The organism is Streptococcus suis, assembly GCF_019856455.1.
Taxonomy (GTDB): domain Bacteria; phylum Bacillota; class Bacilli; order Lactobacillales; family Streptococcaceae; genus Streptococcus; species Streptococcus suis_AE.
The window spans coordinates 2,164,303-2,189,459 of the sequence record NZ_CP082205.1; the positions used below are offsets into that span (position 1 = coordinate 2,164,303).

At 42.5% G+C, this 25,157-nt stretch carries 22 protein-coding genes; 8 read left to right on the forward strand and 14 right to left on the reverse strand.

Features of this window, described 5'->3' with window-relative positions; translation table 11 throughout:
• Positions 1 to 176: 176 nt before the first annotated feature.
• The gene (gene pbp3 / locus K6969_RS10405; RefSeq protein WP_029173860.1) at positions 177 to 1,418 is read left to right on the forward strand and encodes a D-alanyl-D-alanine carboxypeptidase PBP3; all 1,242 of its coding nucleotides are present in this window, start codon (positions 177 to 179) and stop codon (positions 1,416 to 1,418) included.
• 207 nt (positions 1,419 to 1,625) lie between these two features.
• Here pbp3 and sufB read toward each other — a convergent pair whose 3' ends face one another.
• The 8 genes from sufB to K6969_RS10445 all read right to left on the reverse strand — a co-directional run bounded on the left by sufB (position 1,626) and on the right by K6969_RS10445 (position 10,724).
• Positions 1,626 to 3,041 carry a Fe-S cluster assembly protein SufB gene (gene sufB, locus K6969_RS10410; protein ID WP_053864107.1) on the reverse strand — a complete coding sequence of 472 codons (1,416 nt, stop codon included), beginning with the start codon at positions 3,039 to 3,041 and terminating at the stop codon, positions 1,626 to 1,628.
• Positions 3,042 to 3,496: 455 nt separating this feature from the next.
• Positions 3,497 to 3,937 (reverse strand): Fe-S cluster assembly sulfur transfer protein SufU, encoded by a 441-nt coding sequence (gene sufU / locus K6969_RS10415; protein ID WP_171942701.1) that lies wholly within the window; start codon positions 3,935 to 3,937, stop codon positions 3,497 to 3,499.
• Positions 3,924 to 5,147 carry a cysteine desulfurase gene (locus K6969_RS10420; RefSeq protein WP_171942702.1) on the reverse strand — a complete coding sequence of 408 codons (1,224 nt, stop codon included), beginning with the start codon at positions 5,145 to 5,147 and terminating at the stop codon, positions 3,924 to 3,926. Before K6969_RS10420 ends, sufU begins: the two co-directional genes overlap by 14 nt.
• A gap of 3 nt (positions 5,148 to 5,150) precedes the next feature.
• Positions 5,151 to 6,413: a Fe-S cluster assembly protein SufD gene (sufD, locus tag K6969_RS10425; RefSeq protein WP_029173863.1), complete on the reverse strand. Its 1,263-nt coding sequence runs from the start codon at positions 6,411 to 6,413 to the stop codon at positions 5,151 to 5,153.
• Between the two features lie 16 nt (positions 6,414 to 6,429).
• Positions 6,430 to 7,203: a Fe-S cluster assembly ATPase SufC gene (gene sufC, locus K6969_RS10430; protein ID WP_029173864.1), complete on the reverse strand. Its 774-nt coding sequence runs from the start codon at positions 7,201 to 7,203 to the stop codon at positions 6,430 to 6,432.
• A gap of 662 nt (positions 7,204 to 7,865) precedes the next feature.
• Positions 7,866 to 9,038: a glycosyltransferase family 4 protein gene (locus K6969_RS10435; RefSeq protein WP_029173865.1), complete on the reverse strand. Its 1,173-nt coding sequence runs from the start codon at positions 9,036 to 9,038 to the stop codon at positions 7,866 to 7,868.
• A complete protein-coding gene (gene mecA / locus K6969_RS10440; RefSeq protein WP_029173866.1) occupies positions 9,035 to 9,757 on the reverse strand; it encodes an adaptor protein MecA in 723 nt (240 codons plus the stop codon). The genes K6969_RS10435 and mecA overlap by 4 nt, the downstream gene beginning before the upstream one ends.
• A 127-nt stretch (positions 9,758 to 9,884) precedes the next feature.
• A complete protein-coding gene (locus K6969_RS10445) occupies positions 9,885 to 10,724 on the reverse strand; it encodes an undecaprenyl-diphosphate phosphatase (protein WP_024377889.1) in 840 nt (279 codons plus the stop codon).
• 123 nt (positions 10,725 to 10,847) lie between these two features.
• On the opposite strand from K6969_RS10445, the gene K6969_RS10450 reads away from it, so the two are divergent.
• Both K6969_RS10450 and K6969_RS10455 read left to right on the forward strand, forming a co-directional pair.
• Positions 10,848 to 12,413 carry an ABC transporter substrate-binding protein/permease gene (locus K6969_RS10450; RefSeq protein ID WP_029173867.1) on the forward strand — a complete coding sequence of 522 codons (1,566 nt, stop codon included), beginning with the start codon at positions 10,848 to 10,850 and terminating at the stop codon, positions 12,411 to 12,413.
• Complete coding sequence (locus K6969_RS10455) at positions 12,406 to 13,149, forward strand: amino acid ABC transporter ATP-binding protein (protein WP_024381054.1); 744 nt, start codon at positions 12,406 to 12,408, stop codon at positions 13,147 to 13,149. Before K6969_RS10450 ends, K6969_RS10455 begins: the two co-directional genes overlap by 8 nt.
• 128 nt (positions 13,150 to 13,277) lie before the next feature.
• Here the strand turns inward: K6969_RS10455 and K6969_RS10460 are convergent, their stop codons facing one another.
• The 6 genes from K6969_RS10460 to K6969_RS10485 form a co-directional block, all read right to left on the reverse strand.
• Entirely contained in the window at positions 13,278 to 13,487 is a 210-nt protein-coding gene (locus tag K6969_RS10460) for a hypothetical protein (protein ID WP_009910800.1), read from the reverse strand.
• A gap of 85 nt (positions 13,488 to 13,572) precedes the next feature.
• Positions 13,573 to 14,475, reverse strand: a complete 903-nt coding sequence (locus K6969_RS10465) for an SPFH domain-containing protein (RefSeq protein WP_002942264.1) — start codon at positions 14,473 to 14,475, stop codon at positions 13,573 to 13,575.
• A gap of 9 nt (positions 14,476 to 14,484) precedes the next feature.
• Positions 14,485 to 15,735, reverse strand: a complete 1,251-nt coding sequence (gene ilvA / locus K6969_RS10470; RefSeq protein WP_024376590.1) for a threonine ammonia-lyase IlvA — start codon at positions 15,733 to 15,735, stop codon at positions 14,485 to 14,487.
• A 295-nt stretch (positions 15,736 to 16,030) separates the two neighbouring features.
• Positions 16,031 to 17,053, reverse strand: coding sequence for a ketol-acid reductoisomerase (gene ilvC / locus K6969_RS10475; RefSeq protein ID WP_002942259.1), 1,023 nt, complete (start codon positions 17,051 to 17,053; stop codon positions 16,031 to 16,033).
• 139 nt (positions 17,054 to 17,192) lie between these two features.
• Positions 17,193 to 17,669 carry an acetolactate synthase small subunit gene (gene ilvN, locus K6969_RS10480; RefSeq protein ID WP_321537404.1) on the reverse strand — a complete coding sequence of 159 codons (477 nt, stop codon included), beginning with the start codon at positions 17,667 to 17,669 and terminating at the stop codon, positions 17,193 to 17,195.
• On the reverse strand, positions 17,662 to 19,365 hold the full coding sequence (locus K6969_RS10485; protein ID WP_053864313.1) for an acetolactate synthase large subunit: 1,704 nt from the start codon (positions 19,363 to 19,365) through the stop codon (positions 17,662 to 17,664). The genes ilvN and K6969_RS10485 overlap by 8 nt, the downstream gene beginning before the upstream one ends.
• Positions 19,366 to 19,590: 225 nt before the next feature.
• On the opposite strand from K6969_RS10485, the gene K6969_RS10490 reads away from it, so the two are divergent.
• The 5 genes from K6969_RS10490 (at position 19,591) to K6969_RS10510 (ending at position 25,152) form a co-directional block, all read left to right on the forward strand.
• On the forward strand, positions 19,591 to 20,643 hold the full coding sequence (locus K6969_RS10490) for a bifunctional glycosyltransferase family 2/GtrA family protein (RefSeq protein WP_029173870.1): 1,053 nt from the start codon (positions 19,591 to 19,593) through the stop codon (positions 20,641 to 20,643).
• Positions 20,630 to 21,565: a phosphodiester glycosidase family protein gene (locus K6969_RS10495; protein ID WP_053864314.1), complete on the forward strand. Its 936-nt coding sequence runs from the start codon at positions 20,630 to 20,632 to the stop codon at positions 21,563 to 21,565. The genes K6969_RS10490 and K6969_RS10495 overlap by 14 nt, the downstream gene beginning before the upstream one ends.
• Positions 21,540 to 21,956 carry a hypothetical protein gene (locus tag K6969_RS10500; protein WP_032513561.1) on the forward strand — a complete coding sequence of 139 codons (417 nt, stop codon included), beginning with the start codon at positions 21,540 to 21,542 and terminating at the stop codon, positions 21,954 to 21,956. Before K6969_RS10495 ends, K6969_RS10500 begins: the two co-directional genes overlap by 26 nt.
• A gap of 157 nt (positions 21,957 to 22,113) precedes the next feature.
• A complete protein-coding gene (gene ilvD, locus K6969_RS10505) occupies positions 22,114 to 23,829 on the forward strand; it encodes a dihydroxy-acid dehydratase (RefSeq protein WP_171942703.1) in 1,716 nt (571 codons plus the stop codon).
• 177 nt (positions 23,830 to 24,006) lie between these two features.
• Positions 24,007 to 25,152 carry a glycosyltransferase gene (locus tag K6969_RS10510; RefSeq protein WP_225620741.1) on the forward strand — a complete coding sequence of 382 codons (1,146 nt, stop codon included), beginning with the start codon at positions 24,007 to 24,009 and terminating at the stop codon, positions 25,150 to 25,152.
• Positions 25,153 to 25,157: the final 5 nt, after the last annotated feature.

Sequence of the window (25,157 nt, forward strand, 5' to 3'; positions counted from 1 at the left end):
CTATGTCTTATAAAAATAATTATATCATAAAATTTTCTTAAATAAAGTCTTTTTTGTCAGAAAATTTTGTAAAAACATAATTTTTCAGCATTTTCTTATTTTTTACATATTTTTTCCAAATTTTTCTCACATTTCTTGTGATATAATAGAACAAAATAACAGCCAAAGGAATGATTATGCGTAAATTTTTACTAACACTCACTACAGTTATTGCTCTTTTTTTCACTTCCACACCTATTTTGGCAGAAGATTTTTCTGTTGCAGCTAAGCATGCTATCGCAGTTGAAGTAAGTAGCGGCAAAATCTTGTATGAGCAAGATGCCGAAACCAAAGCAAGCATTGCTTCTATCAGTAAGACATTGAGCATTTACCTGGTCTACGAAGCAATGGCAAAGGGTGAAATCACTTTAGATACTATGGTAGATATTTCTGATTATCCCTATAGCCTCACTTCTAATACAGAATTAAGCAACGTCAACCTTGATGAACGTTCCTATTCAGTAAGAGACCTATTAAACGCTTCTTTAATAACATCATCCAATAGTGCTATTATTGCTCTGGCAGAAAAAATAGCCGGTAGCGAAGCTGCATTCGTGGATCGAATGAAAGCAAAAGTCCAAGAATGGGGAATTACCGACGCAAAGATTGTCAATGTATCCGGACTAGACAATACCGACTTGGGTGAAAATATTTATCCAGGCTCCAGTCCTGAAGATGTAAATATGTTTTCAGCCCTAGATGTTACTATCATTGCAAGACGATTAATACTCGACTATCCTCAGGTACTCGACATTACCTCACTAAACGCCTACGATTTTGGTGGCTACACTTACTATAGCACCAACCAAATGCTAAGCGATGGTACTCACGCTCGTGGAGGGGTTGACGGCTTAAAAACAGGAACCTCAAACTCAGCAGGTTCAAGTTTTCTTGCAACAACTCAACAAACTGGTATGCGCATTATCACAGTAGTATTGAATGCCACTGATGGGCTGACCTCTCCAGAAAATCGATTTGTCGCGACAAATGATTTGATGAACTATGTTTATTCTAACTTTTCGCTTGTTACGCTAGTAAGAAAAGGTGAAGCTTTTGAAGATAGCAAGATAAAGGTTTTCAATGGTGAAAAAGAAACAAGTCCTGTTGTTGCGGCAGCAGATTTAACTGTTGTTCAACGAAATCAATCTGATAATGTCCCCACCGCAACTTTCACAACGGATATAAAAGAAATTGATGCTCCCCTCAAAGCAGGAAGCTTGGTTGGCAAACTGCAACTGAAAGATCAAGATCTCATAGGAAAAGGTTATATTTCCGAGCAAGCTAATGTCGATATGATTATCCCTAGCGATATGAAAGAAGCGTCCTGGCCTTTCTCTTGGTGGAATCAATTTGTCCGCTATGTTAATGAAAAATTATAAATTAGCTTTTTAATAGATGAAAAAGAACACAGATTCTTTTTAGAGTCTGTGTTCTTTTATATAAGGCCGCTTTGTAGTAATTTGGTGGGAGGCCTGGAATTTTTATATGATTACAAAGAAGAGCGACTGCCGTCGCTCCCTATTTCCAACGTCGGTTGGAGATTTTTGGGCTTTTAGCAAACTCATGTTTGCTAAATTGCCAAAAATCTAACCAACCGACCCCTCCATCTCATAGGCAATCAGTCTGTTGAGTTCGACTGCGTATTCCATTGGGAGTTCTTTGGTGAATGGTTCGACAAAGCCCATGACAATCATCTCTGTGGCTTCTGATTCGGATAGGCCACGGCTCATGAGGTAATAGAGCTGTTCTTCTGAGATTTTTGATACTTTGGCTTCGTGTTCGAGGGCCACTTGTGAGTTATGGATTTCATTAAATGGAATGGTATCTGATTTGGAAATATCATCCATGATAATGGTATCACATTCAATGTGGCTGATTGACTTGGCTGAGTTTTTAGCAAAAGTCACTTGACCGCGGTAGTTGACTTCTCCACCGCCACGGGCAATGGATTTGGATACGATAGACGACGAGGTCCGTGGTGCATTGTGAATCATCTTAGCACCGGTATCCTGTACCTGACCCTTGTTGGCAAAGGCAATGGATAGCATAGTTCCACGCGCACCTTCGCCTTCCAAGTAAACCGCAGGGTATTTCATGGTCGTCTTAGCACCAAGGTTTCCATCGATCCACTCGACTGTGGCATTTTTCTCAGCACGGGCACGCTTGGTTACCAAGTTATAGACATTGTCTGACCAGTTTTGAATGGTCGTGTAACGCATATAGGCACCTTCGTGGGCGATGATTTCCACAATAGCAGCGTGGAGGCTGGCCGTTGAGTAAGTCGGAGCGGTACAGCCTTCTACATAGTGGACACTTGCTCCTTCATCTACGATGATGAGGGTGCGTTCAAACTGACCTGTCCCCTCATTGTTGATTCGGAAATAGGTTTGGAGTGGAATATCCAACTTAACCCCTTTCGGTACGTAGATGAAAGTACCACCTGACCAAACCGCTGAGTTGAGGGCAGCTAGTTTATTATCTGACGGCGGAACAAGTTTTCCAAAGTATTTTTTGAAGAGTTCTGGATGTTCCTTGAGAGCCGTGTCGGTATCTGTAAAGATAATGCCGTGCTTGTCGTACTCTTCTTTCATGTTGTGGTAGACCACTTCCGATTCGTACTGGGCAGAAGCACCTGCCAGGTAAGCACGCTCGGCTTCTGGGATACCGATGCGTTCAAAGGTTTCTTTGATTTTGTCTGGCACATCGTCCCAGCTGCGTGCTGGTTTATCTGACGGTTTTTGATAGTAAACAATATCATCAAAATCCAGTTCAGACAAATCGGCTCCCCAAGTCTGCATCGGCATTTTCTTGAAGGTTTGGTAGGATTTCAACCGGAATTCCAACATCCATTCAGGCTCGCCTTTGATACGGGACATTTCACGAATGACATCTTCGTTCAAGCCCTTACCAGTTGAAGCCACTAGTTCCACGTTCTCGTCATGGAAACCGAATTTGTATTCCCCAAGGTCAATCGGGGTTGGTTCAATTCTTTCTTCTGACATAATATAAGATACTAAGCCCAAAAAGTATGAAAATAGCAGTTACGCTTTCTTCAAAGCTTCCTGGGCCTGTTCAATTCCAATCAGAAACTGAACAATCCTTTCTGTATGATTTTCATTTTTTGTTTATTTATAGTCTTTTAGTTTACTTTTAGTACTAGGCAACGAGCTGCAGACAGTACTGGAGTACGGCAAAGCGAGTTAACGAAGTAATAAAAGAAAAACTAAATGACTATATTGATGCTCAGTTAGCACTCTCACTATGTTCCATTGCTTTCTTCAAGACACTAAACTTGGTTGGAACTTGATATTCGTATTTCGCAAAACGAAATCAATTTCTACCAATGACACGAACTACGTTCGTTTCATTTCCAACCTCCAAAGGTTCCCTAAACCTTTGGAGCTAATTCGCTGATTTTGGTATTATCGACCAAAATCGCTCATGTCGCAGTTACCCTTCAGTCAGCACTGTCACTTCGTTCCAGTGCTTTCTTCAGGGCATTCCACGGTAAAGTAGCACATTTGATGCGTTGGGGGAATTTGGCAACACCTGCGAGGAGAGAGGCGTCTCCCAGTTCCTTCTGGCGTGGGTCTTCTTGGCCTTGGACCATTTGTGAGAAGATTTCTGCTAGTTCTTGAATCTGACTAATTTCTTTGCCAAGCACTGCTTCAGTCATCATAGAAGCTGATGCGGTTGAAATGGTGCACCCAACTCCGTCAAAAGCAATATCGGTAATCACTTCATTTTCAATTTTGACGGACAATTCAATCACATCGCCACAGGTTGGGTTGTGGAGTTCTAACTTTTCCACTCCGTCCAAGCTTCCGCGATGACGAGGCGACTTGGAGTGTTCAGACACAACTGCCATATAAAGAGAATCTAATCTAGATAGGGCCATTGAAAAACTCCTTTGTCTTGATAATTGCCTCAACCAACTTATCACAGTCAGCCTTGGTATTGTAGATGTAAAAACTTGCTCGTACAGTAGCAGGCACCTGCAAATATCTGAGAAGCGGTTGAGCACAATGGTGGCCAGCCCGCACAGCAACACCTTCATAGTCCAAGGCAGTTGCCACATCGTGTGGATGCAAGTCGTCCAAGTTAAAGGCAATAACTCCCGTCCGCTTGGACAGGTCCTGACTACCATAAACGGTCAAGCCTGGAATAGCCTGTAATTTAGGAAAGATGTAGTCAACCAGTTCTGCCTCGTGGGCCTGGATAGCGTCCATGCCAATTTCCGTCAGGTAATCAATGGCCGATCCCAGACCAATGGCACCTGCAATGTTAGGCGTTCCTGCTTCAAATTTCCAAGGCAATTCTTTCCAAGTCGCTGACTGCTCATAGACAAAGTCAATCATCTCGCCGCCGAATTCAACTGGTGACATGAGATTGAGCAATTCTTCCTTGCCGTAGAGGACACCGATTCCCGTCGGTCCTAACATCTTATGACCTGAAAAGGCATAGAAATCCACGTCTAATTCTTGCACGTTGACGGCCATGTGGGGAACAGACTGGGCTCCGTCCACCACCAAGTAAGCTCCAACTTCATGCACCAGCTCTGCTATTTCCCCAATAGGAGCCACGCTACCTAGGACATTGGATACGTGGGCTAGGGAGACGAACTTGGTCTTAGAAGATAGTAGCGACCGTAGGTGGTCCATGTCTAGCTCGCCGTCTTTTAGGGTCACATAGCGGAGCTTGGCACCTGTTTGCTGACAGGCTTGCTGCCAAGGGATGATATTGGAGTGGTGCTCTTGGACCGAGATAATCACTTCCTGGTCTGGCTGGAGAATTTCTCTGGCAAACTGAGCCACCCAGTTGAGACTGGTGGTCGTTCCTCTGGTGAAGAGGATTTCCTTGCTAGACTTGGCCTGGATAAAATCTGCCACCTTCTGCCTAGCCGCCTCGTAGCGAGCCGTTGCCCGTTCCGACAAGGTGTGAACGCCACGGTGGACATTGGCATTGTCCTTCTGGTAATAATCCGCCAGCACATCTAGTACCTGCTGCGGTTTTTGAGTGGTCGCCGCATTGTCCAAATAGACCAGCGGCTCATCGTTAACAACTTGGTCTAGGATGGGAAAATCCTTGCGAATGCGTTCCAAATCCATATCTTATCTCTTTGTTAGTTTTTCTTCAATCACGGCAATCAGTTGGTCACGAACTTCCTTGACAGGAATTTCGGTAATGACTGCACCAAGGAAACCGCGAACAACCAAGCGTTCAGCTGTTGCTCGGTCCAGGCCGCGACTCATGAGGTAGTACATATCTTCTGGATCCACCTGACCGATTGAGGCTGCGTGTCCAGCTGTGACCTCATTCTCATCGATAAGGAGAATTGGGTTGGCATCGGAGCGAGCCTTGTCAGACAGCATGAGGACACGGCTTTCCTGCTGGGCATCCGCACCTTTAGCACCACGAACAATGTGTCCGATACCATTAAACGTCAAGGTTCCACTTTCTAAGATAACCCCATGTTGCAGGATGTGACCAACCGAATTATGTCCATAGTTGGTCACGCGCGTATCCACACCTTGGACCTGACGACCTGATGACAGTCCGACAACCTTGAGGTTGGCATGGCTACCATTTCCTTTTAATTCGCTGTCCAAATCGGCAACCACATTTCCTTCGTTGAGCAGACCAATGGCCCAGTCAATCGTTGCATCATTTCCGAGATAGCCACGGCGGTTGAGGTAGGTATCCAAATGCTTACCAAGTCGGTCAATAGCCGCAAACTTGATTTGGCTGCCAGCAAGAGCGATTACTTCTACAACAATATTGGCTGAAGTCGCTACTGCTCCGTCACCCAGACTTTCAAAGCGTTCTAGATAATTAAGCTTGGCATTTTTTCCAGCGATGATGAGGACACGTTTGTTAAAGGCAACTGGACTGGTGCTGGCTTGGTAGAAAAGAGCCTCAACTGGCTGGTCAATTTCAACATTGTCTGGCACGTAAAGTACCGCAGTTGCGTTAAAATAGGCAGTGTTGTAAGCCGCTAATTTGTGCTCATCGTAGGCTACGGCAGCACCGAGGTATTTTTCAATGACATCTGGAATGCTGTCCATAGCCGATGCGAAGTCTGTAAAGACTACACCTTTCTCTACAAGGTCAACCGGCAACTGTTCTAGAACTGTTTGGCTGCCAACTTGAACCAACATCGGATTGTCACCGATAACTGTGAAATCTGGAACGGCTCCGATTTCATCATTTGTAGCTAGGCTTCCGTCACCTAGATTCCAACGGTGAAACTTGACCCGCTCGATAACCGGCAAGTCCAGCTCTGCTATTTTGTCAAAAGCCTTAAGGCGCAGGTCTGTCAACCAAGTTGGTTCTGCCTGCAAGGCTGAAAATTCTTGAATCTTTTCTTTGGTCATAACTTCCTCCAAAGACTTAAATGTCATCTTCTTTGTAGTCGATGCCAAGCTCTGCTGCGACTTGGACATAACCTTCTTTTTCCAAGCGTTGCGCCAATTCTGGTCCGCCTGAAAGCACGACACGACCTTCCATCATGACATGGACAACATCAGGAGTGATGTAGTTGAGCAAGCGTTGGTAGTGGGTAATAATCATGGCACCAAAGCCTTCACCACGCATAGCGTTGATACCCTTTGACACGATTTTAAGGGCATCGATGTCCAAACCTGAGTCAATCTCATCAAGAAGGGCGAAAGTTGGCTCTAACATGAGTAGTTGTAGGATTTCATTGCGTTTTTTCTCACCACCTGAGAAACCTTCGTTGAGATAACGCTCTGCCATTTCCTCTTTCATGTTGAGAAGTTCCATTTTTTCATCCAGTTTAGTAATGAAGTCGCGGACTGAGATTTTGTCTTCATCTTCCTTACCAGCGTTCATTGCAGCACGAAGGAATTCCGCATTAGTAATCCCTGGAATTTCTGACGGGTATTGCATCGCCAAGAAGAGTCCCATACGGGCACGTTCATCGACTTCTAATTCTAAAATATTGACACCGTCAAACAGAATCTCACCTTGGGTAACTTCATAACTTGGATTACCCATGATGGCTGCTGAAAGGGTGGATTTCCCTGTTCCGTTCGGTCCCATGATGGCTGCAATTTCACCTGTTTTAAGGGTCAAATTCACACCCTTCAAGATTTCTTTGCCTTCAATTTCCACATGAAGGTCTTTGATTTCTAATACTGACATGCTGTGCTCCTTTTCATTTTTGTCCTCTTCAAAAACCACATTAACTGACCAAGCTAACTAGATACACCGATAAGACTCAACTTTGACAGTGGAGAAAGAACTCGACAAATTCTAAAGGAGTTCGTCAACAAGTCCTTATTTCCAGTTGTTGAGCTGAAACAGTCTATCCCTAGACTGTTTCACTCCCACCCCCCCCCGCACAGCTCAAACTGTCTGGGAGACAGTTTGAGGTTGGAGATGAAGCGAACTCTGTTCGCATCAGTCGTAGAGGTCAGATTTGGAGTATAAAACACGAACAAATCTGCCAATCAACCACTGCGCTGAGATGTTGAGGCTAACTTCGAGAAGTGGTGCGGGGCTTGAGCCCAGCCTCTTTTCTTGTTAATGATGATTTTCAGAGAGTGTTAATCTATAAAATAGTCTTTTCTGACAATTTTATACTCTTCGAAAATCAAAATTATCCGTTGTCAACTTACCTTGATGAGTGAAAAGCTCCAGTGGAGGTTTTCAGCCTGTTACCTTGAAATAAGATAGTAACAGAGTTCTATCTTCGGCTTCGTTTCCTAGGCTACTTTTGATTTTCATTGAATATTAATTAACCATATCCACTATATTATATCAAAAAAAGAGCCTGACGGCTCTTATCTTGTTTAGAAAGATTCTTATTTTCTTTTTTTCTCTTCATAGCACTTTTTATACTTTGCGATTTTTTCTTGACGGTAACTACTATTACCAATAAACCGAAGAAGATTGAGCAACGGAGTTCTATTGATACCAAAGATGCCAATCAATTCACAGAGAATCTCAATTCCCAGTCCCATGGTCACCAATAGGAGAATCCCCCCTATTCGACTCGAAACATTGAGCAAAAGAGAGGTCAGGGAGAATAAGAAAGAGATGGCGTAAATCACCAATACCGTGCCACGATGAGTAAGTCCCAGAGAGAGCAAGCGATGATGCAGATGCATCTTATCTGCTTCATAGATTTTTTGCCCAGACAATTTTCGACGAATGATGGCTACTACAGTATCCGTAATAGGCACTCCAAGAATAATCATCGGAGTAACCACTGCAACAGCTGTCGAATTTTTCAGTCCTTGAAGCGACAAGACTCCAATCATAAACCCGATGAAGAGGGCTCCTGTATCGCCAAGATAAATGATGGCGGGATTATAGTTATACGGTAAAAAACCAACAATCGCCGCAACCAAAACAAAGATGGTTAAGGTTAAAAAAATATTGCTATCATTCAAAAAGAAATAAGACACAATTCCCATCGTTGTCAGGGAAATAATCGATACTCCCGAAACCAGACCATCCAGACCATCAATCAAGTTGACTGCATTCGTAATAGAAACAATCCAAAGGACCGTTAATAGAAAAGAGAGCCAGACAGGAAATTGAAGGAAAGGTCCTCCAAAAGGAATCTTAAAGCTATCAAAACGAAATTCCGTAAAAATCCAAATGATCGTCGCTGCCGCTAGAATACCAAACATTTTAGGTGCAGGCTTTAGCTCCTTGACATCATCAATGAATCCCGTAAGAACGATAATGCTGGATGCTAGGACCAGGGGCCAGATATAATGCAAGTAAGTGCCATGGTAATTGACACGGGTAACAATTCCTGGTAAAAACCATAGGACAGAAATGGTAAATGCCACAAAGATAGCCAGCCCTCCCGCTGAAGGCATGGGCACCTTATTTATCCGCCGTGCATTGGGATTATCGACTGCTCCAACCTTCAGGGACATAAAACGAACCAAGGGAGTCGCAATGGCTGATATGACCATGGTTGTAATAATGACCATTATGTATTTTAGAGCAAAAGGAATCATACTGTCGGAACCTTCCTAAGCTCCTCGATTGCCGCAAGCGGAAGCATCAAAGTTCCGTGTTCTTGTAAAGCAGGTCTGGTCAACTTAGTATCATTGGTAAATTCCAACATTCGTGAGAGAATGTAGCCTGGATACTGCTTGGAACGATTTTCTACATTGATAAGAACGGTCAAGTAGTAGTGACCATCCATTTTATATAATTCCGATTCTTCTACTGGATAATCAACCGTACCAACAAAAGTAAACAGATCCTCTATCGTTGGAAATTCCAAAATGTAGTAAATATAGCGCTCCTGCTCCTCTTCATCTGCTTCTTCCTCTTGCTCTACCTCTTCCAAATGACGAACGGCTGTTGCATCCGGTGTGCTTTTCTCACGAACGGTTTGCTCCAAACTCTTGAAAAACTCCTCTGGAGTCATACTTGCAACATCACCAAGTTCCGAAAAATCTGTAAATTCATCGAAATTCAAGCTCTGATCCAAATCAGATTTGGTAACAAAGATGTCTACCCGATCTGGCTTCGGAGTCACACGAAAACTCAGCATACCACTTTCTCGGAAAGTCATTGGTAAATCCAATTCATCCAAAACAGTATAGAAGAACTCCTCTGTCTTTTCTTGCGGAATGAGAAAGTCCGAAAGTTCCATTCCTCTCTCTTCCAAATCATCTAATTTTATAGTGATTTTCAAGGTTGAATCACTAATTTGCTTTACTTTCATAACTACCTCATTCATTGATTCATCAATTTCTTAAAATTGATTGATCATTTTCAATACTCATACATATCTTCCACCATTATACTAAAACCAAGCTCTAAAGACAAAAGAAAAGCAGGTCTCCCTGCTCTTAAAATAAAAATGTGATAAAGGCATAAACCAATAAAATCGCCCCTAAAATGATGCGGTAGTAACCAAAAACCGTGAAATCATGTTTTTTAACAAAGTCTGTCAAGAAACGAATAACAACTAAGGATACCAAGTAAGCCGTCACACTAGCGACTAGCAAGATCCATACCTGCTCCATATTCAGGCTATTGCCATCTAAGAAATATTTAACAGCCTTCAAGCCACTATAACCAAACATGGTTGGAATCCCAAGAAAGAAGGTAAAATCTGCCGCCACAGATCGGCTGGTCCCCAAAATAATCGCTCCCAGAATGGTCGCACCTGATCGACTAGTCCCCGGAACGATGCTTAAGACCTGGAAACACCCAATCAACAAGGCGGTTTTATAAGACATTTTCGCTAAGTCCGTCACCTGTGGCTCTACACCACTGTTACGGTTCTCAATCCAAATAAAGGCAATACCGTAGACAATCAAAGCAATCGCAATCGGTACCATAAAATTGAAGTGCGCTTCAAACCAATTATCCAACGGGACTGCAATTAGGATGGACGGAATACAGGCAATGACAACCTTGGCCCATAATTGCCAAGTCAATTGAATATCACGCTTGGTTTTTCCAGGCTGAAATGGATTCAATTTTTTAAAGTAAATGGTCATAACTGCTAGAATTGCTCCTAGCTGAATGACAATATTAAACATTTCTAGGAAGTTCTTGCTTTGGTTTAATTTCACGAACTCTTGAACCAAAATTAAATGCCCCGTTGAAGAAACTGGCAACCATTCCGTTACCCCTTCAATGATTCCTAAAAAAATGGCTTTCAACAATTCCAAAATCATAATAAACTCCTTTTTTTCAATTCTAATTATTATACCATAAAAAAATAACACAATGATAGTTCAAGGATATTGAAATTTGTCAGAATTTTTAATAGAATGGTGTAATAGCATTTTAAAGGAGACATTATGAAACGTAAACTCAGTATATTTCTGCTGACCCTAATCGCTGTTTTTTCTGTAACAACAGGGGTTCGGGCAGACGAATACCTGCGGGTCGGTATGGAAGCTGCCTATGCACCATTTAACTGGACCCAAGAAGATGATAGCAACGGTGCCGTTCCTATTGAGGGAACCAATCAATTTGCCAACGGATATGATGTTCAGGTTGCAAAAAAAATCGCTGCTTCCATGGACAAAGAACTCTTGGTTGTTAAAACCAAGTGGGAAGGCTTAGTCCCTGCTCTTACATCTGGTAAAATCGATATGATTATCGCCGGTATGAGCCCGACAGAAGAGCGCAAGAAAGAAATCGCCTTCTCAGATAGCTACTACACCTCAATTCCTACCCTGGTTGTTCGTTCTGATAGTCAGTACGCAAACGCAACCAGCTTGGCAGATTTTGCTGGCGCAAAAATCACTGCCCAGCAAGGGGTTTACCTCTATGATTTGATTGAGCAAATTGAAGGGGCTAACAAACAAACTGCCATGGGAGATTTCTCCCAAATCCGTCAAGCTTTAGAATCTGGCATTATAGACGCTTATGTTTCTGAACGTCCAGAAGGTCGTACAGCAGAAGCTGCAAATAAAGCTTTCAAAATGGTTGAATTGGCAGACAGTTTTGAAACCAATGCCGAAGACGTGACCATTGCTGTCGGTATGCGCAAAGATGACGAGCGTATCGCTCAGGTCAACGAAGTCTTAGCAACTATTTCAGAAGAAGGGCAAATCGCACTTATGGATGATATGATTGAAAACCAGCCTGTTGAAGAAGCCAGCGAGGGCGAAACACCTAGTTTCTTCGCCCAAGTTTGGAATATTGTTGTTAACAACTGGCAACAACTTCTGCGCGGAACTGGGATGACATTACTCATTTCCATCCTCGGTACAATTATCGGTACTGCTATCGGTCTCCTCATCGGTGTCTTCCGTACAGCTCCCAAAGCAGCAAACAAGGCACTTGCTATTGGTCAAAAAGTGCTCGGTTGGATTATCAATATCTACATCGAAATTTTCCGTGGTACGCCGATGATTGTACAATCCATGGTTATTTACTATGGTACCGCCCAAGCATTCGGACTCAATCTTGACCGCACACTTGCCGCTATCTTCATTGTATCCATCAATACAGGTGCCTACATGAGTGAGATTGTCCGCGGTGGTATCTTTGCCGTCGATAAGGGCCAATTTGAAGCTGCTACTGCTCTCGGATTTACCCATAATCAGACCATGCGTAAGATTGTCCTTCCACAGGTTATTCGTAACATCTTACCAGCGACTGGTAATGAATTTGTCATCAATATCAAAGATACTTCTGTATTGAACGTTATCTCAGTTGTTGAACTCTATTTCTCAGGAAATACTGTCGCAACCCAAACCTATCAATATTTCCAAACCTTTACGGTTATTGCTATTATCTACTTCATCCTAACCTTTACTGTGACACGTATCTTACGCGCAGTTGAAAAGCATTTTGATACAGATACATACACAACAGGTGCAAACCAAATGCAAGTCGAGGTGCCACATGACTAAAAATGTAATTCTTGAAATCAAAAATCTAAAGAAATCATACGGACAAAATCAAGTCCTCAAAGACATCTCTATTAGCGTTGAAAAGGGCGAGGTTATCTCAATCATCGGTTCATCTGGTTCGGGAAAATCAACCTTCCTCCGATCTATCAACCTTTTGGAAACACCAACAGAAGGACAGATTTTATACCACGGACAAGATGTTTTGGCTAAAGGATATGATTTGACGACTTACCGTGAAAAACTAGGTATGGTATTCCAATCCTTCAACCTTTTCAACAATCTAAATGTATTGGAAAATGCCATTGTAGCACAAACTACGGTACTGAAACGAGATCGAGCTGAGGCAGAGAAAATCGCCAAGGAAAACCTCAACAAGGTTGGCATGACCGAACAGTACTGGCAAGCCAAACCAAGTCAACTCTCTGGTGGACAGAAACAACGTGTGGCCATTGCACGCGCCCTATCTGTTGACCCAGAAGTTATCCTCTTTGATGAGCCGACTTCTGCTCTCGATCCAGAGATGGTTGGGGAAGTTCTCAAAACTATGCAAGATTTGGCAAAATCAGGATTGACGATGCTTATCGTAACTCACGAAATGGAATTTGCCCGCGATGTTTCAGACCGTGTCATCTTTATGGACAAGGGAGTCATCGCCGAAGAAGGCAATCCTCAACAAATCTTTGAAAATCCACAAGAAGAACGCACACGTGAATTCCTTCAGCGTTTTCTTGGATAAACTCAATCTGTTCCATAGAAGACTATTACTTACCAGTTTCAAAGCTGGTAAGTTTTTTTAGACTAAAAAAAAGAGGAATTCGTAGAATTCCCCTCCTTTTTAGACATCTCTAAATGAAACCATTTAGATTAGTTTTCAAATTTCTTGTGGTTTTTGTCGTAAAAATCAATCAAACCCAAGGCAGTTGCAAATGAAATATTGTCGATCTTAGCGCGACCTTGTGCAAGAGCGATAACTGACATTTCACGAGCATTTGTTTCCTTACTGATACGGTAACCTGTGATTTTCTTTTCACGAACCCAGCCAACAACTGCGGCTACTTTTTCGTAACTTGTCATGAGAAACCCCTTTCCTTTTTATTCGTGCAATTAAGTATAATACAGTTAAACCTATTTTGTCAAGTAAATTGTTCGGTTTTTACCATCATTTTGCCCTAAGTGATGATAGTATTTGCGTCCTTATGTCTTCGACCCCCTCCGGATTCCCTGGAAGGAAGATAGTTTGATTACCTCCTTGTGCAAAATTATTGAGAGTATCCAAGTATTGGTTGGTCAGCAAGATAGACATAATCTGCTCTTCAGATAGGCTAACATTTGATTCTTTCAGTTCACGAATCGAATCTGCCAGTCCGTCTACAATCGCCTTACGTTGTTGTGCAATACCTACACCATGCAAGCGATCCTTTTCAGCTTCCGCTTCTGCTGCTGTGACAATTTTAATCTTGTCAGCTTCTGCCAATTCCTGGGCCGCAACCCGTTTCCGCTGAGCTGCGTTAATTTCATTCATAGATTGTTTAACCTCGGCATCTGGCTCTACCTTGGTAATTAAGGTTTTGACAATAACATAACCATAGGTTGACATTTCTTCTGCTACTTGTTTTTGTACCTCAAGTGCAATCTCATCCTTTTTCTCGAAGAGCTCATCCAGGGTCAATTTAGGCACAGATGAACGCAGGGCATCTTCAATATAGGACTTAATCTGTGCTTCTGGGTGCATGAGCTTGTAATAGGCATCCGTCACATTATTTTCATTTACTCGATATTGAGTTGCCACATTCATTGTGACAAAAACGTTATCCTGCGTCTTGGTTTCTACCACAATTTCACTTTGCAACATCCGCAATTGAATGCGGGCTGCGATGACATCGACTCCAAATGGTATTTTAAAGTTTATACCTGAAGTAGATGTTTTTTGGTATTTCCCAAAGCGCTCAATAATAGCGACCGTCTGCTGCTTAACAACGTATAGCCCTGAAGCAATCAAAATCAAAGCAATCAGTACAAAGAACAAGAAACTACCAATAAAAACAATTGGACCAAGCACCATAATGACCTCCTAAACTAGCATTTTATAAAGCGAATCATTTTCATGAAGATTGATGTACTGGGGATCAAATTCTTCCAAGCGAGAAATAAACTGCGCATAATCTTTTTTATCTCCTAGGGCAATACCGATTAGCACCGGTCCTGTTCCCTTATTGGCACGTTTGATATATTCAAAACGAGTAATATCATCATTTGGCCCTAGAATTTCATTTACAAATTCACGAAGAGCCCCTGGACGTTGTGGAAAATTAACAACAAAGTAGTGTTTAATTCCCTCGTAGATAAGCGCACGTTCCTCCATTTCCGGCATCCTGTTGATGTCGTTATTACCACCAGAAATGATACAACAAATGGTTTGCCCCTTGATTTGGTCCTTGACTACCTCAAGAGCTGCAATCGTTGCTGCTCCTGCTGGCTCAGCAACAATCCCCAGCTTAGAATAGAGGTCTAAAATAGTCCCGGAAATCCATCCTTCATCCACACCAATCAGGCGATCTACGTATTTCCGAGCCACTTCGTAGGTCGACTTACCGACTTTCTGTACCGCAATACCGTCAGCAAATTTATCAATTTGGTCTAATTTAACCGGACGACCTTTATCAAAAGCCGCTTTCATTGACCGTGCCCCACTTGCTTCAACACCAACAATCTTAATTTCAGGTGCATGTTCTTTCAGATAGGTCGAAACGCCTGCAACCAGACCACCTCCTCCTATGGGAACTAAAATTTGGTCAAAACTAATGGTTTGCTCTTCCGCTTCTTCCAAGATTTCATAGGCTACTGTTCCTTGACCAGCCTGCACATTTTCATCATCGAATGGGTCTATAAAGGTTTTCCCACTTTCCTGAGTATAATCTTGTGCCGCCTTGGCTGACTCATCAAAGGTATCACCTACGAGCCGAATCTCTACGTAGTCTCCCCCGAAAAATTTAACCTGCCCTATTTTTTGTTGCGGAGTTGTAATGGGCATAAAAATCGTAGCAGGAATTTGCATTTCCTGACAGGTGTAGGCCACACCTTGAGCATGGTTCCCGGCCGAAGCACAGACCACTCCGCGTGACTTCTCATCATCTGTCAATTGTGAAATAGCATAATAGGCTCCTCGAATTTTAAAAGAGCGAACACGCTGTTCATTTTCTCTTTTTAAATAAATAGTTGCACCATATTTTTCCGACAAGTATCGACTATAATCCAAGGGGGTACGTACTACCACGCGCTTAAGAACGGAGTATGCTTGTTCTACATTTTTTGCTGTAATCATAGTTCCATTAATTTCTTTCTATATTTATTGTATCATTATTCCCTAGAAAATCCTAGTATTTATACTTATATTCAAGCTACTAGCATGTTATTCAACAGAAAACGAATGTTTAATTTTGTAAAGATCTATTTATGAACAAAATGGGCAAAAGAGCTGGAAAAACCAGCTCTTTTATTCATTTTCGGAAATAGGGGAAAAAGGGAATGACATTCCCGCATCCGCCAACTCAAACCTTAAATGTATTGCCATCACTCAAAGTAAAGCTGACTATCCCCCCTATCTACCATGATAGTGTTTAATTATAGATTTTGAATGCGTCGTCATCATTGCGTCCGACAAATGGCATTGCTTTTCGGAGTTCTGCACCTACTTTTTCGATTTCAAGATTCTCTGCTTCTTTACGATAAGCTTCCATACGTGGACGGCCTGCTTTATAGTCATTTACAAAGTCATTTGCAAATTTACCAGATTGAATATCTGCAAGGACTGCCTTCATGTTTTCTTTGACTTGGTCTGTAATCACGCGTGGACCTGATACATAGTCACCAAATTCAGCAGTGTTTGAGATAGATTGGCGCATTTTCTTAAAGCCACCTTCGTAGACAAGGTCAACGATAAGTTTCATCTCGTGGAGAACTTCGAAATAAGCCAATTCCGGTGCATAACCAGCTTCTGTCAAGACTTCAAAACCTGCCTGCATAAGGGCTGTCAAACCACCGCAGAGAACAGCTTGCTCACCAAACAAATCTTCTTCTGTCTCTTCTTTGAAAGTTGTTTCCAAAAGACCAACACGGGCTGAACCAACACCTTTTGCCCAGTCCATCGCAATATGTTTTGCATTGCCAGTTGCATCTTGGTAAACAGCATAGAGGGCTGGCACTCCAAAACCTTCTTCAAAGGTACGGCGAACCAAGTGACCAGGTCCTTTCGGCGCACACATGAAGACATCCACATCTGCTGGTACCTTGATAAATTCAAAGTGAACGTTGAAACCGTGGGCGAAACCAAGGGCATTGCCCGCTTCCAAGTTTGGAGCGATTTCGTCATTGTAAAGGTCTGCTTGGATTTCGTCTGGAGCCAAGATCATGATAACATCTGCTTGTTTTGCTGCTTCTGCTACTTCAAAAGTTTCAAAACCGTCTTCTTTTGCCTTGTCAAATGACTTACCTGCACGCACACCGATGATGACATCGTGCCCTGTATCACGCAAGTTTTGAGCATGGGCATGACCTTGTGAACCATAGCCGATCACGGCGATACGTTTACCGTCAAGTGCTGCTACTGTTACATCTTTTTCATATTGCATTGTTACTGTCATAATTTTTCTCTTTTCTATTTTTATTTGTAGTTTTGGATGTTCAAAGAAAATGAAGGCTAGACTAGGCGATGTAGGCGAAGATAGAACTAACGTTCATCAAGCCAAGTCAACGCAGGATAGGTTTTATTATCGAAAAGGATTAGTCTCTACTAAATCCAGTCGCACCCGTTCTTGCGATATTCTTAATGCCATAAGGCTGAATCACCCGCAGGATGGCGTCAATCTTATCTCCATCACCTGTCATTTGAATGGTAATGGAGTGCGGTGCCACATCGACAACATTTGCTCTAAAGGGTTGGATAATCGCTAAAATTTCTGCTCGTTTTGTTGGCGGAGCTGAAATTTTAACAAGAATCACCTCACGCTCTAAGTGGGGAATGTCCGTCAAATCACGGACACGGACCACATCAATCAAGCGGTTCAGCTGTTTGATGATTTGTTCGACCTCATCGTGACTGGCCACGTCTACAATCACCGTCACACGTGAGATGCCATCTACTTCTGTTGGGCCGACGGAGATGGACTCAATATTGATTTGGCGACGAGACAGGACACCTGTAAAACGATTCAGAACACCAGATGAATTTCGCAATTTAGCTGTTAACATTCTACGCATTGAACTTCACCCCCAACATTTCTGCATTGCTCTTACCTGCTGGCACCATCGGTTGAACATGTTCACGATTAGAAATATGAACCTCTATGAGCATTGGTTTATCTTCTAAGATAACTTTCATGTCTTCACTGAGAGTCGCTGGATTGTCAAAACTATAATGACTAATTCCGTAGGCCTCTGCCAACAATTGGAAATTCGGTTCATCGTCAAAGACAGATTGGCTACGACGCTTTTCATAGAAGGATTCCTGCCATTGACGAACCATTCCAAGAGAGTGGTTATTGATCAATACAACCTTAATCGGTACACCATAGCCATTCAAAATAGCCAATTCTTGGTTGGTCATTTGGAAGCCGCCATCACCAACAAAGATGATTACTTCTTTATCTGGATTGGCTAATTTGGCGCCGATAGCTGCTGGAATACCAAAGCCCATGGTTCCCATACCACCAGATGTTACAAGTTGACGTGCATGTTTGTAGGGGTAGAATTGAGCAGCCCACATCTGGTGTTGACCAACATCTGTCACGACAATGGCATCCCCTTGCGTCAACTGACCAATTAACTCAATTGCCGCCTGTGGCTTAATAACCTTTTCATCTTCATCATACCAAAATGGCGCCCGACGTTTGTTTTCCAATACTTGTGCCGTCCAATCAGCATAGCCTGTTTCGACTGTTTCTAAAGCAAGCAGAGCTTCCAAGGTTGCCTTAGCGTCGCCCACTACTGGAATAGCCGTTTTGACAACTTTACCAATTTCTGCGGGATCAATATCAATATGTGCTACCGTCGCATTTGGCGCATAGGTTGTTGGATTTCCTGTTAGGCGGTCATCGAATCGCGCTCCAATATTGATAATGTAATCAGCCTGATCCATAGCCATATTGGCAGCGTATGACCCGTGCATCCCCCCCATAGCCAAGGATAATTCATGCTCAATGGGCATTGCACCTAATCCAAGGAGGGTTGAAACTACTGGAATACGGTAGCGCTCTGCAAAGGCAACTAATTCTTTATTGGCATCTGCATAATTGACACCACCACCAGCCAATATAACTGGTTTTTGAGCTTGGCTAAGCTGTTTCAAAATTTTCTTAACCTGCAAACCATTCGGTTCAATCGTTGGCTGATAACTTGGAAGTTGAACAGTTGGATCGTGATAAAAATCAACTACTCTCTCTTGAATATCTTTTGGAACGTCAATGACAACCGGACCTGGACGACCAGTTGTTGCAATATGAAGCGCCTCTGTAATCACACGAGGAATATCTGCCGTATCTCGAATCTGATAATTATATTTCGTAATGGGCATGGTCATGCCTAAAACATCTGCCTCTTGAAAGGCATCCTTACCGATCCCCCGTGTAGCTACTTGACCTGTAAAGACCAACAAAGGGACGCTATCTCCCATTGCATCCGCAATGCCTGTGATGGCATTGGTAGCACCTGGCCCAGAGGTTACAATGGCTACGCCCACCTTTCCTGATGATTTAGCGTATCCTTCGGCCTCGTGGACCGCTCCTTGTTCATGACGAGCCAAAATATGTTGGATTCCCTCATATTGATAGATAGCATCATATAGAGGCAAAACTGCCCCACCAGGATAACCAAAAACAAGGTCTACTCCTAGCTGATGCAGGGTGTCCAAAATGAGATAGGACCCCGAACGCGGTTGGTCTAGTTGAATTTCTTGCACGAATATTCCTCCTCTCTGCAAATTTGTTATCTACTATATTATCACAAGGAAGTAGAATGTCAAGAAATTTTCTGAAAATTCCTACATTTGTTCGTTTTCTTAACGATTTCCTAACATTTTCTTAAGTAAAACTTAAGTAAATCCCTTGACTGGCTTGGTTTCAGCTTGCTTTTAGAAAACTTCAGTATTGTAGTCCCAACAAGAAAAATAAATGAGGTTTAGGATATGTATTATGTAGTGATACCGGCTTACCAGCCAGATGAAAAATTAATCCAACTATTAGAAATAATGAAAAACAGGCTAAATTGTCAGGTCATCGTTGTGGATGATGGTAGTACTGGCGCATCCAAAAATATTCTTGAAATCGCCAAAACCTATGCCATTGTTCTACACCACGATGTCAATAAAGGAAAAGGCCAAGCCTTACGGACTGCCTTTAGTTTCATCCAAGATTTGAGAAAGCCTGGTGTCGTTGTTACCGCTGATGCAGATGGTCAACACGCTGTGAATGATATAGACCGTGTCGCACGCGCCGCCATGAATCTACCAAGCCGCCTGATTCTTGGTGTTCGTCAATTTACTAAGGACATCCCGCTCCGTAGCCGATTTGGTAACAAACTAACCAGAGTATTGTTTAGACTACAAACGGGTGTCAATGTGTCCGATACCCAAACAGGCTTGCGTGGTTTCCATACTGACTTAATTCCATTCATGTTAGATATTGAAGGCGACCGCTATGAGTACGAGATGAACATGTTAACTCAGGCAAGTCAACGCTATAAAATTACGGAAGTTCCAATTCAAACTATTTATATCGATGATAATGCCAGTTCGCATTTTCGTCCCATAAAAGATGGACTGCTCATTTACAAAAATCTCTTCAAATTTGCCCTGGCATCTTTTGGTGGATTTCTAGTTGACTACGGAGTGTATGCACTTGCCTTATTACTACTCACTAGCTTACCAACTGCTCTACGCTTATTGGTCGCAAACACGATTGCTCGCATTTGTAGTGCTATCTGTAATTTTGCACTTAATAAGAAATTAGTCTTTAACAGTGAAGAGAGCATCGCACGAACAGGCGCAGGCTACTTTACACTAGCCCTTGTCCTCTTCCTTTGCGATACAGCCCTCCTCTATCTCTTCCACCAAATTCTAGGACTCAACCTCTACATTGTCAAACTTGCAGTTGGTATCTTCCTTTTCCTAGCCTCTTGGTTTGTTCAAAAGAATATTATTTTTAAAGAAAGGAAATCATTTTCCCATGAAATTGCTTAAAAAACCCTTTGCCTACGCATCCATCTTCGGAATGCTTTTGACAGGAGGCTTTACTTACTCCATGTTAAAAACCTTCGTGCTTTCCGAGGCTATCACAACGGTTGCTGCAAGTAATGCCACAGCCAATAGCCAGAACACAGCTACTTCATCGTCGTCAACTGCCGCAACCACTGCAACGAATGTCTCTACAACGGATACTAGTTACACTGATGACAATATCCAAATCAACTTAGAGACTATCACTACCAACAACACAACTGTTTACGTCGCAGATATTCAAGTCAGCTCACCCGAGTATTTAAAAACAGCACTTGCACAAAACACTTACGGTACAAACGTAACAGCTAAAACCTCAGAGACAGTGGCAGCAAACAATGCTATCTTAGCTGTTAACGGTGACTACTACGGAGCCAACTCGGCTGGTTATGTTATTAAGAATGGAGTTCTGTATCGAGACACCGTTCGGGACAATGCAGCTTACGGCGACTTGGCAATCTACGCAGATGGCTCATTTGAGGTCATTTATGAAAATGAGATTACCGCCCAAGAATTGATTGACAAGGGCGTTGTCAACCTCTTAGCATTTGGTCCATCATTGGTCGAAAACGGCGAAATTGTCGCCGATACTTCAACAGAAGTCGGACGTGCAATGTCATCCAATCCTCGTTCTGCTATCGGAATTATCGATGAAAACCATTATATCATCGTCGTGGCCGATGGGCGAACATCTGAAAGTCAAGGACTTTCTCTCTATCAAATGGCCGAGGTTATGAAGCAGTATGGTGCCCAAACAGCCTATAACCTTGACGGTGGTGGTTCGTCAACCCTCTACTTCAACGGCCAAGTCATCAACAATCCAACAACAAACGGAAATACTATCTCAGAAAGGGCGGTGAGTGACATTATCTACATCGGTTACTAATTCAACTACAAGAGTTTCAAGAACATTTATCTCCTACTTAGCAATAACAGCTTTCCTGTTTATTTTCAGTCGAATCTATGAAAGTCTCAGCTATGGCGAAGTTTCAATCTTCATGCATTATATGTTCTGTGTGACCCTGATTGGCGGAGCTGTGTTACTCGGTTTGCTGCAACTTATGCCTACTCTTTCACGTCTCTCTTATAATTTGTGGAATTCTGGCGTTGCAACTATTACAGCTGGTTGTCTTCTCCGAGGCATTATCAACCTATCTGGACGTTCAACTACCTTAGATCAACCTTATTGGTACATCGGCGCAGGATTCTTAGTTCTATCTTTAGTAGGTCTTTTCATCAATCCATCCGCAAACAATTATCGAAAAACGACCACTTAATCTACAAATTAATTGCAAGGGCACTTAACATCTTAGATGCCTTTTACTGTAGAATGAATTATTGAAAAATTCGGAAATTTCCAATTAGTTATCAAATCTTTTATCGTTTCTTTCATATCTATGATATAATGGGTGAAATAAGATAGGGAGAAGAGTAATGACCGAAAAAGAAACACTAAAAAACCTCCGTCATCGTAGCTCTGTCTACGATTCGATGGTCAAATCACCTAACCGTGCTATGTTAAGAGCAACTGGAATGACCGATGATAGTTTTGAAAAACCGATTGTTGGGGTTATTTCGACTTGGGCTGAAAATACACCCTGTAACATCCACCTTCACGACTTTGGAAAATTAGCCAAAGAAGGCGTCAAAGAGGCAGGTGCCTGGCCTGTCCAATACGGTACCATCACCGTTGCAGACGGAATCGCTATGGGAACTCCTGGTATGCGCTTCTCACTGACTTCTCGTGATATCATAGCTGACTCTATTGAGGCAGCTATGGGAGGTCACAACGTGGATGCCTTTGTCGCAATCGGTGGCTGTGACAAAAACATGCCTGGTTCTATGATTGCTATCGCCAATATGGATATTCCTGCTATCTTTGCCTACGGTGGAACCATCGCACCAGGTAACCTAAATGGTAAAGATATTGACTTGGTTTCTGTCTTTGAAGGAATCGGAAAATGGAACAACGGCGACTTAACCGCTGAAGAAGTTCGTCAAATCGAATGCAATGCCTGCCCTGGACCTGGTGGTTGTGGTGGTATGTACACGGCCAATACCATGGCAACAGCCATTGAAGTCATGGGCATGTCCATTCCAGGATCTTCTTCTCACCCTGCTGAATCTCCTGAGAAAAAAGCGGATATCGAAGAAGCTGGTCGTGCCGTTGTCCGCATGTTAGAACTGGGTATCAAACCATCTGATATTATGACTCGTGAAGCCTTTGAAGATGCTATCACTGTTACCATGGCACTCGGTGGTTCAACCAACGCTACCCTTCACCTTCTAGCCATCGCTCATGCTGCCAATGTCGACCTCACACTTGAAGACTTCAATGATTTCCAAGAACGAGTACCTCACCTAGCTGACCTCAAACCATCTGGTAAATACGTATTCCAAGACCTCTATAATGTCGGCGGCGTCCCTGCGGTTATGAAATACTTGCTCAAAAACGGCTTCCTTCATGGCGACCGCATCACATGTACGGGGAAAACCGTTGCCGAGAACCTAGAGAATTTTGCAGACTTGACACCAGGACAAGATGTCATCATGCCACTTGAAAATCCAAAACGTGCAGATGGCCCACTCATCATCCTCAAAGGTAATCTGGCTCCTGAAGGTGCCGTTGCAAAAGTTTCTGGCGTGAAAGTCCGCAACCATACAGGTCCAGCCAAGGTCTTTGACTCAGAAGAAGAGGCGATTGAAGCAGTCTTGACTGACGAAATCGTCGATGGCGATGTAGTCGTTGTCCGCTATGTTGGACCAAAAGGCGGTCCTGGTATGCCTGAAATGTTGTCACTTTCTTCTATGATTGTCGGAAAAGGCCAAGGTGACAAGGTAGCCCTTCTAACAGACGGTCGTTTCTCTGGTGGTACCTATGGACTGGTTGTTGGACACATCGCACCTGAAGCTCAGGACGGTGGTCCAATTGCCTACCTCCGTACTGGAGATTTGGTAACCGTTGATCAAGATACCAAAGAAATCACCATGCACGTTTCTGACCAAGAAATCGAAGAACGCAAGAAAACAACTGTTATTCCACCACTCTACTCTCGTGGTGTTCTCGGAAAATACGCCCACACTGTATCCTCTGCCTCTAAAGGAGCCGTTACCGACTTCTGGAAACCAGAACGTACGGGGAAAAAATAAAAGAACTCGTAAATCCACAGGGAGGAAACTATATGGTCAAACTACAAGATTCGACCTCTCCTCTGACTTCCAATAAGCAACCGCATAAGGAAGAGAAGAGAAGAGAAGAGAAGAGAAGAGAAGAGGGCTGTAGTTCTAGCGGGTGACTATGGTTATATCCGTCAAATCGAAACAACATTGAAATCCTTGATTTTTCATAATAGTCATCTTAAGATTTATATTTTTAATCAGGATATCCCTAAAGAATGGTTTATTCATTATAAATCGTTACTAAATCAAATTGGTAGCGATTTAATCGATATAAAATTATTAGACGTCCCTCTAAATAGAGACTGGTATGCTGGTTTTTCACATATTACATACATGGCCTTTGCTCGATATTTTATTCCTCAATTTGTCTCCGAGGACAAAGTATTGTATCTAGATAGCGACATCATCATTACTGATTCCCTAGACAACTTATTCACTATTGACATTAGCCAACACTATCTAGCTGTCGTTCGAGCAACATTTGGCTACGGACTAGGTTTTAATTCCGGTATGATGCTCATTAACAACAAACGTTGGAAAGCCGAAAATATTACTACTAAATTAGTCGAAAAAACAGAACAGGAAAAGGATTCCATTCAAGAAGGTGACCAAACTATTTTAAACTTGGTTTTAGGTCACGAAGCAATTTGGTTAGATGATACCTATAATTTTCAAATCGGATTTGATCAAGGAGCCTTTTCCTATCGCCATCAGCATCTATTTGAACTCAGCTTAGACCCCTTGCCTAAAATTCTGCACTATATCTCCGGAGATAAACCTTGGAATACTTATTCTTCTGGACGTCTTCGTGAGGTATGGTGGCACTATCACTTCCTAGCTTGGACAGACATCCTGAAAAAATGGGAAAATATTCAAACAATGATTCCTAAAAAACACTGCAAGGGAAAATTACTCATAATCACCAATACTCATTGGTTGCAAAATATTGAATACCTTGTTAAACAGCTTCCTGATTATGAGTTCCATATCACAGCTTTTACAGATGTCGCGAATAATTTAAAACAACTAAGTAGCCAAGAAAATGTCTTCATCTATCCACATATCATCGCTTATGTCTTAGTAGATATGATAAAAAATTGCGATATCTATCTTGATATTAACCATGGGAGTAAATTAGATGAATTGCTAGAGCATGTCATTGTAAATCAAAAGCCCGTTCTCTCTTTTGACAATATCGCAGCACCAATTTTTGAGAATTATTCACACAGACAAGTCTTCTCCTATCACCTTCCCGAAAACTTTGTTACTGCAGTGCGATTACTTAGCGAGTAAAAAAG

Bases quoted from the DNA above. Each gene is read 5' to 3' on its own strand.
- pbp3 (WP_029173860.1), top strand. From the start codon at position 177: ATGCGTAAATTTTTACTAACACTCACTACAGTTATTGCTCTTTTTTTC.
- sufB (WP_053864107.1), bottom strand. From the start codon at position 3,041: ATGTCAGAAGAAAGAATTGAACCAACCCCGATTGACCTTGGGGAATAC.
- sufU (WP_171942701.1), bottom strand. From the start codon at position 3,937: ATGGCCCTATCTAGATTAGATTCTCTTTATATGGCAGTTGTGTCTGAA.
- K6969_RS10420 (WP_171942702.1), bottom strand. From the start codon at position 5,147: ATGGATTTGGAACGCATTCGCAAGGATTTTCCCATCCTAGACCAAGTT.
- sufD (WP_029173863.1), bottom strand. From the start codon at position 6,413: ATGACCAAAGAAAAGATTCAAGAATTTTCAGCCTTGCAGGCAGAACCA.
- sufC (WP_029173864.1), bottom strand. From the start codon at position 7,203: ATGTCAGTATTAGAAATCAAAGACCTTCATGTGGAAATTGAAGGCAAA.
- K6969_RS10435 (WP_029173865.1), bottom strand. From the start codon at position 9,038: ATGATTCCTTTTGCTCTAAAATACATAATGGTCATTATTACAACCATG.
- mecA (WP_029173866.1), bottom strand. From the start codon at position 9,757: ATGAAAGTAAAGCAAATTAGTGATTCAACCTTGAAAATCACTATAAAA.
- K6969_RS10450 (WP_029173867.1), top strand. From the start codon at position 10,848: ATGAAACGTAAACTCAGTATATTTCTGCTGACCCTAATCGCTGTTTTT.
- K6969_RS10455 (WP_024381054.1), top strand. From the start codon at position 12,406: ATGACTAAAAATGTAATTCTTGAAATCAAAAATCTAAAGAAATCATAC.
- K6969_RS10460 (WP_009910800.1), bottom strand. From the start codon at position 13,487: ATGACAAGTTACGAAAAAGTAGCCGCAGTTGTTGGCTGGGTTCGTGAA.
- K6969_RS10465 (WP_002942264.1), bottom strand. From the start codon at position 14,475: ATGGTGCTTGGTCCAATTGTTTTTATTGGTAGTTTCTTGTTCTTTGTA.
- ilvA (WP_024376590.1), bottom strand. From the start codon at position 15,735: ATGATTACAGCAAAAAATGTAGAACAAGCATACTCCGTTCTTAAGCGC.
- ilvC (WP_002942259.1), bottom strand. From the start codon at position 17,053: ATGACAGTAACAATGCAATATGAAAAAGATGTAACAGTAGCAGCACTT.
- ilvN (WP_321537404.1), bottom strand. From the start codon at position 17,669: ATGCGTAGAATGTTAACAGCTAAATTGCGAAATTCATCTGGTGTTCTG.
- K6969_RS10490 (WP_029173870.1), top strand. From the start codon at position 19,591: ATGTATTATGTAGTGATACCGGCTTACCAGCCAGATGAAAAATTAATC.
- K6969_RS10495 (WP_053864314.1), top strand. From the start codon at position 20,630: ATGAAATTGCTTAAAAAACCCTTTGCCTACGCATCCATCTTCGGAATG.
- ilvD (WP_171942703.1), top strand. From the start codon at position 22,114: ATGACCGAAAAAGAAACACTAAAAAACCTCCGTCATCGTAGCTCTGTC.